Here is a 12,203-nt window from a genome sequence, read left to right on the forward strand (position 1 = left end):
TAAAAATTAGTAATTGAGTTATTTGATTTTATAGAGCGGATAGACCACAAGGTCTCCTTTGCTATAGTTTTCTTTTTCGATAAGGCGAGTGATTTCCGCTTCCGCTTCTTCTTTGGTATCGTAAAACACTTTTGGTGGAGATTCCACGATGTATTTATCCTCTTCTTTTACTGAAGAAGAATAAATACCGTAGACCTGAATGGTAAATCCAGCTTTGTAGAGTAATGAGATGTAGTTATTCCTGTCATAGCTATCCCACTCTGAAGTAGGCTTCATATACAAGTAATGAATCTGATTGTTTGTTTTAGTAAACAAAGCATCGACTTCCTCATCTGAAAAGCTAATCGGTTGAGATAACTTCACAGTCCATTTATGAATGATGTATAACAGGATGTTATAGTCAGTCACAAGTAGGCTATGTAGTTTATCATCATCAAAGGATTCTAGTTCTTTTCTATGTTTATCTGGAAAAATCCAAAGTGCAATTTCAATACATTCTTCTTTGGTAAGAAGTTCTTTTATTTCTTGAGCTATAGGAAGAGATTTAGAAAATCGTAAGTGTGCTTCCAGTACTTCAAAGAAATACAGAAACAAGCGTTGTTGTTTGAGTGTCATGTTTAGTTGTGTTTGTGCATCCATTGATGCTGGTTATTATTTCTTTTTGTATTGGCTCTTTTGGAGTTTAGTGATGACGGCATGTTCTAAGAGAGAATGGGCTACTTGAACGGTTGCTCCTTTTTCAAAAGCTTCATCCATACAGACTTGTATTTCTTTCTCAGTCCATCCGTCTTTAAGGGCTTGAGCTTCAAAAGCCTTAAGAAATGCCCATACTCCGTAATCTACATGGTAGAGGCTCAGGCGTAATTTCTTTTTAGACATATTTTTAAATAGGATAATTAGCGGTTAAGACTTCTATCTTTCGGGAAGTATTCTTTTCTCCTTTTTTACCAAGACTGGCGTTAAGAGGTTTTTCAAAATGTTTGGTATACCATCCGTTCTTTTGGATATACTCATCCAAAATATCAGAAGGATACGAAGACAAGAGAAACTTTCCTTTGATAGTAGAAAGCGTGTCTAAGAGTTTACGATAATCGTTTTCGGTATAGCCTTCATACAATCCTTGATCAGAATTGATATACGGCGGGTCGATATAATGAAATGCATCTACGGCATCACGACTAGCTATTACTTTTAATGCATCGTTATTCTCAATCTGTACATTCTCTAATCGCTTATAAATCGACTGATCAAATGCAATCTTCTTATTCCTAAAAGCCTTAACTCGTTTTCCATACTTGTCATAGCCCCATGACCCCACGTTATGAGCAAAGCCCATCTGCGTGGCTATATAAAATGCCCAAGCACGAAACCGTTTATCTCCAAAAGATGGCTTTTTATAAATAAGGTGTGCTTCTGAATACGCATCACGAGCAAAAAGGGTTGCTTCAATACGTGTTTTAAGCCAGTCAAAATCAGTTTTTACTATTTCATAAAAATTGACGACCATCCCATTGGTATCATTGATCGTTTCTGATTCCGAAGGTTCTTTTGCATAGAATACAGCACCACCGCCAAAAAAGGCTTCGGTGTAGATTCTGTGTTGTGGGATAAGAGGAAGAATATGAGAAAGCATATTCAGCTTCCCTCCGTAATATGAGATTGGGGTTTTGAGTTTAGGCATGTTTTTTCAGAAGGGTCGAGCCATCCTTTATCAGTAAAGGAGACATAGCTTTCTGTAGTTAGGATAATATGGTCGAGTAATTTCATATCAAGTAAGCCAAGAGCTTGTTTGATACGTTTGGTAATAATTTCATCTGTTGTCGATTTTTTGAGAGTGCCAGAAGGGTGATTGTGGCAGAGAAGAACACCTGATGCGTTTGTCAGAAAAGCGAGTTGTAAAATTTCTTTGGTGTTTACGAGCGTTCCTGTGGTAACGCCAACTGATATTTCACTGATTGCTAATACTTGATTTGCATTAGTCAGGAGCATTACCAAGAAAAACTCTTTATAATCTAATCGTTCGGTATCGATGAAATCACGAAAGATACTTTGAGCAGATTGACTGCTTCGTATTATTCTTGTTTCGTCATAGAGCGGACGTTTGTAATGAATTTGAACTTCGTGGCACAAGGAAATATCTAATGGGTAGACTTCTTTTGTTGGTTTCATAAATTATTGAATTAAGGTTCGTTTGAAACCAGTATGAAGCAATAGGATTTTAATTATAGATATGCCTATTTTCTATTTTGTCAAATACTACTATATCTCATTAATGGTTATTGTTTTTGCTGAAAAAGCTGTAGATGTTTTCCCATTAATCAATAGTTTTAAATAGATATGATAATGTTCGAGATTGGTGAAATCTGTTGTCTCAAAAACTGGACTGAATTCTTGAGCCATATACTTTGCATCTGCTTGCCCCAGCTTGAAACAAATAATCGTTCCTATATTTCCAAGTACCGCATTTTTAATATTAGGCGTTAATTGATGTAGATACTGATGGGCAATTACAAAATTCACTTTAAATTTTCTGAGTTCCGCAAACATTCCTGAAAGCGATTCGGTAGTATAGTTTTGGAATTCATCAAGGTAGATAAAAAAGGGAACTCGCCTGTTTTCTTCAATATTTATGCGTGAAAAAGAAGCAGAAGCTAAAGCGGTTAATAAAAGTGAACCTAATAAATTTGCACCATCATTTCCTAGACTTCCTTTAGAAAGATTTACCAGTAGTATTTTTCGAGAATCCATAATACCTCTCAACGAGATTTGCTCGGTATTATCAACCAAGATCTTTTTGAGCATCGGAATGGATAAAAAACTCCCTACTTTGTTTAAGACAGGAAGTATGTCAGTACGAGTATATTTAGGGAATTCCACTTGCCAAAACCGCTTAACATTTTCACTTATAATATTCGGCAAACATTGCTTCTGATATTCAGATTCTAAAAGTAATTTAGGGATATCATCAAAAGTAGCTTTAGGTTGATCGAGGAGCGTTAAAATAACATTTCGTAAAATGTATTCCAGTTTTAAACCCCACGATTGACCACCCCATAGTTTTTGAAAAGTCTCTAAGATACTCGAAGCTATTAATGCACGCTTAGTGTAACTCACTTTCTTTAGAGGATTGTATCCGAGAGTAAGATTGAAATTAGTAGCATCTAAATACACCACATCTTTCTTGCGTTCTTCTGGAATAAACGCCAGAACTTCTTTAAGCAGATCACCATTAATATCAAAAAGGCAACATCCTCTACTCTTATACACGTCCTGATATAAAAGTGTTTTAAGCAAATTCGTTTTTCCACTTCCTGTCTTCCCGAGTAAGTACATTCCAAACATGCGATCAGCTTGATAGATACCAAAAAGGTCATTGGTATTTCTAAAATCAGTTCTAGCAAAGTATGAGATATCAGGATTTCGTATAAAGTGCATACGGTAAGTATGACGTGTCGGAGAAACAAAAAATAGATATCCCTTTTAGAGATTTATTTCGAGTTGCCGATATGCCAAAAAGGCGTATCTATATTATAGTGTTCTTTATGATTAGTATGGTAATATGTCTAATTCCGAAAAAATGAGTTCATCATTTAAACTTTCTAATACAGCATACAATGAACTGATCGACATTTTAAAACGCCAAATGAATAAAGATATCTTTGAATCCTTATCTCCAGAAGACATCCATCATATAGGATTCCATTTGCTTACTGTTACTAATATTCAATTACGTCTTGCTATCAAAAAAGAAAAACTTGCTCTTATAGACAGGACTCACGATTTATCCTAAACTATAGAAGTCAAACTCTAGGAAATTATATAATCGTGTATAGAACTTTTTCTGTACATAAAAATAGGGTGATAAGTGATTTTTCCTAGAGTTTGACGATAATAGGAATTTGCTTGTCACCCTTTTTTTGCACTTACATATATTTTATGAACACTCATATCATTCACAATTTTATCTATGGAGGGTATGTACGAAAATCTTCGGAATCCGAGGACCGACAAGTGCAGTCTATTGAACGACAAAAAGATGATTTACTTTCTGTAATAGAAAAAGAAGGATTAATACTTCACGACTCCATTTTCGAAGAAACAAAATCCGCATTTTCTATTGGTCGGCAAGAGTTTAATCAACTTATTAAACAAACTGAAAAGGGGGCAGTAAATGCTTGGTTATGTTGGCATCCTAATCGGTTATCTCGGAATCCCATGGATGCAGGAATGATTATCTATTTACTAGATATTGGAAAACTTCATCATATTAAAACTCCGTCTCGTGTGTACTATAATACTCCAACAGACAAAATGATGCTCCAGTTTGAGTTTATGATGTCTAAAAAAGATAGTGATGACAAAAGTAGTTTTGTCAAAAGTGGGCTTAATAAAAGATATCAAAAAGGATTTCCTTGTGGAAAAGCACCTATAGGCTATCTCAATAATAAATCAGAGGAACGAGGTAATAGAGGTTGGTTAGTAGATAAACAACGTTTTGAAAAACTACATTTATTATTTAACCGATTTCTGGAGGGTAACGATTCACTTTCTTCTATTACTGAGTATGCTCGAAATACACTCAAGCTAACTACACCACTTTCTAAACGACAGGGAGGAAAATTCCTTGGTCAGTCTATGATAGAACATGTTTTAAAAAATCCTATTTACGCTGGTTTTTTCTATTCCAAAAATGAAAAAGACAATGGCACTACCTTGCGGATACTCCACAAAGATGTTCCTCGAATTATCAAAGAAGAAGACCATTCTAAAATACGTGTCATTCTTGGTAAACGTAATCACCCCAATGTACAAAAACACTTTACACCGTACACGGGACATATAATTGGAGAAGACGGTAATACCATTGGCGCTGATGTTAAGTTTCAGCTCATCTGTGACTGTAATAAGAAATTCGCTTATAGGGCGAAAGAAACATGTCCAGAATGTGGTATTGCAATTTCAAAAATGAAACACCCTAAATATCTATCTTATACTTACTACTTCAATATTAAGCGTAGAAAAACCAAAGGGTATTCCGCAAAGGGTATTGAAGAAAAAAAGATAGATGCATTTCTTATTGATTTTTACGATACCGATTTAAAGATGTCACCTGAAGAATTTGCTTGGACAAAGAAACATTTAAAAGAATTACGAGATCGAGAACTGGAAACAGACAAAAGATTACTGAAGATTCATCAAAAGGGAATCGCTTCCCTTGAAACGAAAAGAGAAAAACTGAGAAGGCTTTTTGTTGAGGGTATGATCTCAATGGACGAATTTAAAAAAGATATAGCCACACTAGAGGAAGAACTTAATTTAAAACAGAAAGGAAAAAAATACGCCGAAGATTGGTACAATGAAATGGATGGCTTGTTAGATAACTTGCAAAGTCTTGGACAGATTATCAAAAAGGCAGACTATAATTCTAAAAAAGAGCTTTTGAAGAGTCTTGGTTCGAACCTAGTCTGGAATGAAGAAAAACTCTTTATTATAAAGCCCGATTGGTTAGAACACTTCATTAAAGGACGAAAAATGCTACATAAGAAATACAAGTCGTTCGAACCTAAAAATAACGTTATAAATAAAGGGTTAAATAGTGTTTTGGACGTTAGATGTCCTACTGTGCTGTGTTGGTTGGGTAAAATTCGAACTTACTACTATAAATGATATGCACTTTAGTCACATACATCTAAAAGGCATATCATAATATTCATTTCATATTAAAATAGATACACTTACAATACATAGAAACTCCATAGATAAAGTAAAAGGACTATTATACTAATGGTTCTTTTTTATACAGATATAATTAGTATCTAAAAGACTTTATTTCTAGCATACTTTAAAAGCAAAAGATAAATAGATATTCTTTTTAGCAATGTTGTCTAATAGGAGTATCTATATTAGGTAACTATTATTATATATGCTCATACTATGGCATATATTAACCGAACAGGTGTACCCAATGAAGTATTTGATATTCACTTACAGCATCTAGGGTATGCGGAATTAAAAGTATTACTCGTCATTATCCGTCAGACGTATGGTTGGGTAGATAAGCAAACTGGATCTCACAAGTCTCGGGATTGGATTTCAAGGCAGTTTTTTGTTAAAAAAACAGGACTCTCCAAACGGGCTGTCTCGAAAGCTATAGCCGGATTACAAGGGAAGAACCTCATTGTTATTACCGATAGCAAGGGAAGCTCTCTAAACTCTGCAAACTGTCGAAAAAAACTAACAAAACTATACTTCTCAGCTCATTTTCCACAAAGCAGTGACTTTAGGAGCATAAAAGCAGTGACGTATCGTACCCCTACAATAATTAAACATACAAAACTGTACAGGGAAGAAAGGTCACTAGGAATGCAAAAGATCTCATTCAACAATAAAAATAAGGCTTCCTAGCATATTCAAGAAACTACCTTGTTAATACCTAATTCATAAATATCAGAGAGACAGCGATTTTTTTTAGACATTTTGACAAAAAGGCGTATCTATTTTTAATAATAAATATCGGATAAGATGTGTCTCGGTGTTGAACAGAAATAACAATCAACACCCTATTAATTTAATATGAACAACACATTTTATCACTTAAAAACCTATCGAGAGCGTTCGGGTATCGCTTTACAAGATATGGCAGAGATCATTGGAATTGATATTGCAAGTCTTTCCAAGATTGAAAAAGGGAAGCGTAAGCCCCCTTTGTCCATTGTATTGAGTTACCATTTTATACTCAGTATACCGATAGAAAAATTATGTAAAAATAAATATGCAGAATTATTAAAAGAAAATACGCTGCAAGCAGTCGCTTTAAAAGATCGTTTATTAGAAGCTATGACGGGACCAAATATTAGTGATCGTATTAAAAATATAGATGCCATCATTGATCAATTAGTAAGTACTGAATCACAGTATGCAAGCAAATGAATTGATACTTGCACTCTATCCTAATGCAACAGGGATGGGGTACGTGATTTGTGAGAACCCAAAAGAACTTATCGGATACGGAGTTGCACGCATTAAATTAATCACCAAAGATGCCCATTTAAAACGATTGGAAGAATTCTTTAAGGAGTACCGCCCGTCACTAGTTATCTTAAGAGGATATCGAGATACCGATAAGCGTATTAGTAAACGGATTACCTCTATTATTGATGCTTTTGAAAAGAAAGCGAAAATTCAAGGATTACCCGTTTTCAAATATGCACGGGAAGATATTAAAACAACCTTTTTACAATTTGGGAGCAACACAAAGTATGGTATCTCAAAAACCATTAGTACATGGTATCCCGAGTTAAAAACTCGTATGCCTGACTCACGAATTAATACGAAAGGAGAACATTATCAGATGGGCGTTTTTGATGTATTTGCATTAATGCTAACTCATTTCTATGTAGAGTAACTTAAAACACCATTTATAATGGTGTTTTCTTATTGCATTTCCATTGTATTATAAAATATACGAAAGCAATTACAGAGAGATAACTAGGATATCTAGTTGTATTTTTGCTTTGTAAGAAATAGTAAAAGCTTAGGTTTTTTAATAAGAAGTGTATATTAATTACTAGTCAATGCGAAATTTATTAAAAAACGGATGGTATTGAAATTGTTTTAATCCTCTGATTTTTCAATAAATTATTGATCCAAGTTGATTAATTGAACTTAAAAAGTGTTATTTAGATACTATATTTTTATTTCTTCTTAAAACTATATTTCCATGTAATTTTACACTCATTGAGATTCACATTATGATGCTTTCTTGCATATAAGTAATTTCCTGCGACCCTTTTATCCTTTGGATAATTAATTTCTAAAATTTCTGGGAAAAGTAATTTAATCCTGCAAAAATCTTTTTGGATACTATCGTTTGGTTTCAAATCATTATTCACAGACCAAGGGTCTCTTATATCAGATAGCATAAGGGAACGTTGTTCAGCCTCCGTTTTCAATATAACTGGAAGAACATGTGAAGCTATATAATTATCTTTTGCATTTGGGTTTTGACGCAAAGTCTTTGCTATTTCCAGAGAGTCAGATTGAATGTGTGTTTTAATTCCTATTTTTTTTTGAGTGTCAAATCTATAATTTAAAATTTGATATCTCTTTTCTGGAAAAATAGAAAGTGCTTCATTGGATAGTTTAATATTCTCATCAAATAAATCCAATTGATCGTTAATTGCGTATAACAGATTAAATACTTCAATACTTGGTTTGATTAAATATGCAATTTGGGTATGAAATTTAGCCAAATCGTATTTTTCAAACATAGCATAAAAGTTCCCTAAATTTATATGCGAAATATATTTATTACCATCGTTATAGTTTAAAGATTTATAGATTTCATCTAAAAATAATTCATACTTCAATAACTTTTGAAAAGCTAATGATTTAAATAAATGAATGGTCCCTTTTTTGTCTGATTTTAAATTTAAAAGGATATTGCAGTATTTTATAACTAAATGCGGTTTATTTGCATCAAATGCGGTAAGCATTGCATTATAATAAATCAAAAAATCTAGATTTTCTTGTAAAGCTCCTTTATTAAGTTCTTCTAAGGATGTTTCTTTAAAGAGACCGAGACTATTACTTGTGAATTTTGGACCAATAAAAGACCCTATATCTGAATAATCAGTTATATAGTTTAGAATGGTTTTGTCATTTTTAGTATTACTACGGAGTCTATCACTATAAAAACCATAGATTATATGATTTGAATTATATGATTTCCTAAGTTCATCAAAATAGAACTCATCTTCTTTATTCGGAACGATTTCTTTACAATACTTTAATTCAATATTTAAATTATCAGCTTTATTTAAGGAATCAAAACGTTTATGTATTGTAAATCCAATGTCTTCATTGTCTTTTTTTCCATTAATGTCTTTAAATGGAAGTATTAAAATCTGATTTTTATTTATATCTGGTGTGAAAATGCACTTATATTCTATTAAAGGTTTAAATTTTAAATAAGAGTCTTGGTTATTTTTCTTGAGGTAAGAGAGACCAAAATATATCAACAAAAGCGTATCAATTATAGATAGAATAATTATGATTTTTTTTGATCTAGATTTTCCTTCTGTTTTATTTTTCGTTGATTTAGGGTAATTTCCTCTATCTTTCTTTTTTTTCTTAATCTTCTTTATTTTAAACTCCCAAGTCTTTGGACTTATCGAGTATTCGTATTTTTTAAATTCTTCAGATAAGTGAGGCCTAATTAGTTCGATGAAATAACTAAAAGAAGAGATACTATCAATATTCTTATCGTCATCTTGAACTTTTAAATTTTTTAAAAAGTCCTTCACGTCATCTATCTTAAATGCTTTACCTGAATGCTCAGAAAAAAATAAACAAAGTATAGTATTTATATTACGAAGACTTTGAAAGGGTTGATCTTTTATTGTGTTATTGTAAATGTCTTTAGCACCTCCTTGATAATTAACCAATGATCTAAATGTATTTTTATCATCATCTTCTGTTAAAAGCTTATCAAAATTTTTAGCTGCATTATTTGCCTTTCTATAATATCCCCTAAAGCCTAAATAAGTATTATAATCTTTAATCTCAATGATATTAAACTTAGTGTCTACATTAAATTTTCCTTCCATAAAAGTAAAAATAACTTAATCATCTAAAAATGCTAATAAAAATGCTAAAATGCTAACTTAAATGCTGTTTTATATGCTTTTCAATCAGCCATATAACAAAAGGTTATTGTGATATTTCCATTATTAAATATTGGCACTCTTGCTATCAAAATTCGGGAGATATTCTAGATAAAAAAACCCGAATTATAAATAATTCGGGACGCCAAGATTCACTGCGAAAATCTGACGATTCGCTTAGAAGAGAGATTACGCCCTCTCGACTAAACTGAATATAGTATGAACAGTTTAATGGAATTGTCAAGCCTTTTCAAAGTGGTTTCAAATGAAGTATAACCTTTAAATGAAAACCGCAAATGGAACATTTAAATTCAGAGCAAGAAGCTCATCAAAAAAAGACCTATTCAAATAACTACCTAATAGGTTATCTAATTAAACATCATTACTTACCTGTAGATTCTAAAGATGAAGAATGCATAGTTTTCTTTAATCCTAGAAAGAACCAGTTTTTAAAATTCTCAAGTAGACAGAGAGCTTTTAGTAAAATGGAAATTAAAGAACTCTTTTCAAGTGAGGCAATGGACTTGCCCAAAAAAGCAGAGTGGTTACGCTTTCGCTTTTTCAAATACACGATATAAGACCTTAAAAAAGATGTATTTAAGATACATCTTTTAGACTTCCTACTACTTGTGATATACCACAAGTAGTAGGTCATCCAATTATTTTAAAAACATATTCTCATGAAATTTTTAAAAAAAAGTGATGTACCTAAGCGTACACAAATTGTTCACACAGAATTGTCCACGGATATTAAAAAAACTGATGCGACACTCATCACAAAACATAAAAAGACCGCACAGCAAATTGCAGCGATGGACTTCGCAAAGTTAAAGAAGGAAAGTAAGATCAAAAATTTTATCGGCTCCATGACGTCCGATTACAAGCGTCTGATCGACAAAATTGATCAAGCTTTAGCAGGAGCCTTAAGTATTTTTCAGTCTAAGAAGGATATTGAAAACGCAAAAACTACAGTTGAAGATTATGAGCGTAAGATTCAAGAGGTTGATGATAAGCTTGCCTTGTATAAAGGCAAGATCAATGAAGCTTCAGAAAAGATTGTTAGTAAATGTAATGGGTGGCTTAATGGAAAACTGTGGGTATTGTATGGACTTGCTGGAGTGGAATTAGTAAGTAACTATGCGGTATACCAGTTATTAGGCGGATCATTGCTAGCTGCAATTTCTATTTCTATCATTTCTGCATTCATTGTGTTCTGGTGGGGGCATGTTACCCCAAAATATGTAGTGCAACTAGGTAGAGGAAATACACTAAGACAAACACTGATATTTTCACTTTTTGCAACACCAATATTTATTCTTTTTTATCTGTTTTCACAATTAAGAATTGAGTCTTTGATTGCAGAAAATCCTGAGATGGCAGATATTTTTGTCTCTAGTCCTATTATTCCGACCCTTATTAACTTCTTCGGCTACCTCATCTCATGTTATCTAGTGTACAATTATCGCCCCAGTAAGGCGGAACTTGATGCCTATAAAAAGTACAAGCAAGACACTCAGAAAATTGAAGAACTGAATCAACAAAGAGAAGGTTTAATAGCAAAGAAAAATACAGAAGTGTTACAACTCCAACAAAAACTTACCGAACATTATAATTTCTTACTCCTTGCACAACAACTAGAAGAAGATGTTATCACTTGTTATGAAGGATGTTTTCAAGAATTCCGAACCGAACTGTATTTGCGTACCAATTCCAAATGTGACCCACTCTTTAGTGGAGATATCAAAAAGGATCTGCCACCCCTTGAGCGTAAGTATAAAACTATTGATAAAAGCCAGTTTGAACTATGAAAAAGCTATTGATACTTTCAGTATTGGTGTTGTTGTCTTCTTGTGAGATGACAACACCTAAAACAACAGCCATTACCATACTAGCTGACCGTACCGATCCTGTTATCCCAGAACCTGTTATTACTGATATATTGCCTCTACTATCTGTAAAAGAACATCCAAATATGGGATTGGATTTACGTTTACAGAATATTGGTGATGTGGATTATCAGCCTGTATATCCTTTGATTTTGAAGCCCGCTGGAATGTTTGATAACACGCTTCAACGTAAATCAAACATCAAGCATTTTATGAATGCAGTAGATACCTTACTTACACGTCATAATCGTACAATCTATGATTATGAGAAATCCAGTATTCTTTTTTCGGTAACAGATCATTTAATAAAACTCAAAGATGCAAAAGCAGAGGATAAATACCTTGTACTATATAGCGATCTTGCTGAATCATCTGATTTGTTTGATAGCTATTCTCATCGATCTCTGATATTAAAACATTCAGATAAAGTAGCTGAAAACCTTATTAAGCAGATAACAATTCCTGATTTGAGTGGGGTTACTTTGTATATCAAGTATCACCCTAATACTTCTTCCAATAACAGACTCTTTAAAGCGTGGTGCGAAGTATATACCATATTATTTAAAAGTTCAGGCTTGGACATTCAGATAGGAATTAATACAAACTATGGACAATGAATGATTCCATCCTATCGCAGATCATACGAGTCATG

Annotated in this window: 14 protein-coding genes; 8 read left to right on the top strand and 6 right to left on the bottom strand. The window is 33.0% G+C overall.

The genetic code is table 11. The features are described from left to right. Positions 1-18: 18 nt before the first annotated feature. From Q1A01_RS03665 to Q1A01_RS03685, 5 genes are all read right to left on the bottom strand, one after another. Positions 19-639, bottom strand: coding sequence for a hypothetical protein (locus tag Q1A01_RS03665; RefSeq protein WP_299676143.1), 621 nt, complete (start codon positions 637-639; stop codon positions 19-21). 12 nt (positions 640-651) lie between these two features. Next, entirely contained in the window at positions 652-879 is a 228-nt protein-coding gene (locus tag Q1A01_RS03670; protein ID WP_299676146.1) for a hypothetical protein, read from the bottom strand. Between the two features lie 4 nt (positions 880-883). Continuing rightward, positions 884-1,681 (bottom strand): DNA adenine methylase, encoded by a 798-nt coding sequence (locus Q1A01_RS03675; RefSeq protein WP_299676149.1) that lies wholly within the window; start codon positions 1,679-1,681, stop codon positions 884-886. Further along, positions 1,636-2,169: a JAB domain-containing protein gene (locus tag Q1A01_RS03680; protein ID WP_299676152.1), complete on the bottom strand. Its 534-nt coding sequence runs from the start codon at positions 2,167-2,169 to the stop codon at positions 1,636-1,638. The genes Q1A01_RS03675 and Q1A01_RS03680 overlap by 46 nt, the downstream gene beginning before the upstream one ends. Before the next feature lie 90 nt (positions 2,170-2,259). Then, positions 2,260-3,435, bottom strand: a complete 1,176-nt coding sequence (locus tag Q1A01_RS03685; RefSeq protein WP_299676155.1) for a type IV secretion system DNA-binding domain-containing protein — start codon at positions 3,433-3,435, stop codon at positions 2,260-2,262. 142 nt (positions 3,436-3,577) lie between these two features. Between Q1A01_RS03685 and Q1A01_RS03690 the strand changes: the two genes are divergently transcribed. From Q1A01_RS03690 to Q1A01_RS03710, 5 genes are all read left to right on the top strand, one after another. Then, positions 3,578-3,790 carry a hypothetical protein gene (locus Q1A01_RS03690; RefSeq protein ID WP_299676158.1) on the top strand — a complete coding sequence of 71 codons (213 nt, stop codon included), beginning with the start codon at positions 3,578-3,580 and terminating at the stop codon, positions 3,788-3,790. A 146-nt stretch (positions 3,791-3,936) separates the two neighbouring features. Next, complete coding sequence (locus Q1A01_RS03695) at positions 3,937-5,667, top strand: recombinase family protein (protein ID WP_299676160.1); 1,731 nt, start codon at positions 3,937-3,939, stop codon at positions 5,665-5,667. A gap of 267 nt (positions 5,668-5,934) precedes the next feature. Then, complete coding sequence (locus Q1A01_RS03700) at positions 5,935-6,405, top strand: replication protein (protein ID WP_299676162.1); 471 nt, start codon at positions 5,935-5,937, stop codon at positions 6,403-6,405. Between the two features lie 168 nt (positions 6,406-6,573). After that, positions 6,574-6,930: a helix-turn-helix transcriptional regulator gene (locus tag Q1A01_RS03705; RefSeq protein WP_299676165.1), complete on the top strand. Its 357-nt coding sequence runs from the start codon at positions 6,574-6,576 to the stop codon at positions 6,928-6,930. Then, a complete protein-coding gene (locus tag Q1A01_RS03710; RefSeq protein WP_299676168.1) occupies positions 6,917-7,405 on the top strand; it encodes a hypothetical protein in 489 nt (162 codons plus the stop codon). The genes Q1A01_RS03705 and Q1A01_RS03710 overlap by 14 nt, the downstream gene beginning before the upstream one ends. Positions 7,406-7,694: 289 nt before the next feature. Here the strand turns inward: Q1A01_RS03710 and Q1A01_RS03715 are convergent, their stop codons facing one another. Then, a complete protein-coding gene (locus Q1A01_RS03715; RefSeq protein WP_299676171.1) occupies positions 7,695-9,608 on the bottom strand; it encodes a hypothetical protein in 1,914 nt (637 codons plus the stop codon). 353 nt (positions 9,609-9,961) lie between these two features. Between Q1A01_RS03715 and Q1A01_RS03720 the strand changes: the two genes are divergently transcribed. The 3 genes from Q1A01_RS03720 to Q1A01_RS03730 all read left to right on the top strand — a co-directional run bounded on the left by Q1A01_RS03720 (position 9,962) and on the right by Q1A01_RS03730 (position 12,168). Continuing rightward, positions 9,962-10,243, top strand: a complete 282-nt coding sequence (locus Q1A01_RS03720) for a hypothetical protein (RefSeq protein ID WP_299676174.1) — start codon at positions 9,962-9,964, stop codon at positions 10,241-10,243. A 102-nt stretch (positions 10,244-10,345) separates the two neighbouring features. Then, entirely contained in the window at positions 10,346-11,473 is a 1,128-nt protein-coding gene (locus Q1A01_RS03725; RefSeq protein WP_299676177.1) for a hypothetical protein, read from the top strand. Then, the gene (locus Q1A01_RS03730; RefSeq protein ID WP_299676180.1) at positions 11,470-12,168 is read left to right on the top strand and encodes a hypothetical protein; all 699 of its coding nucleotides are present in this window, start codon (positions 11,470-11,472) and stop codon (positions 12,166-12,168) included. The genes Q1A01_RS03725 and Q1A01_RS03730 overlap by 4 nt, the downstream gene beginning before the upstream one ends. The last annotated feature ends 35 nt before the right edge of the window (positions 12,169-12,203 follow it).

Source organism: uncultured Dokdonia sp. (assembly GCF_947492815.1).
Taxonomy (GTDB): domain Bacteria; phylum Bacteroidota; class Bacteroidia; order Flavobacteriales; family Flavobacteriaceae; genus Dokdonia.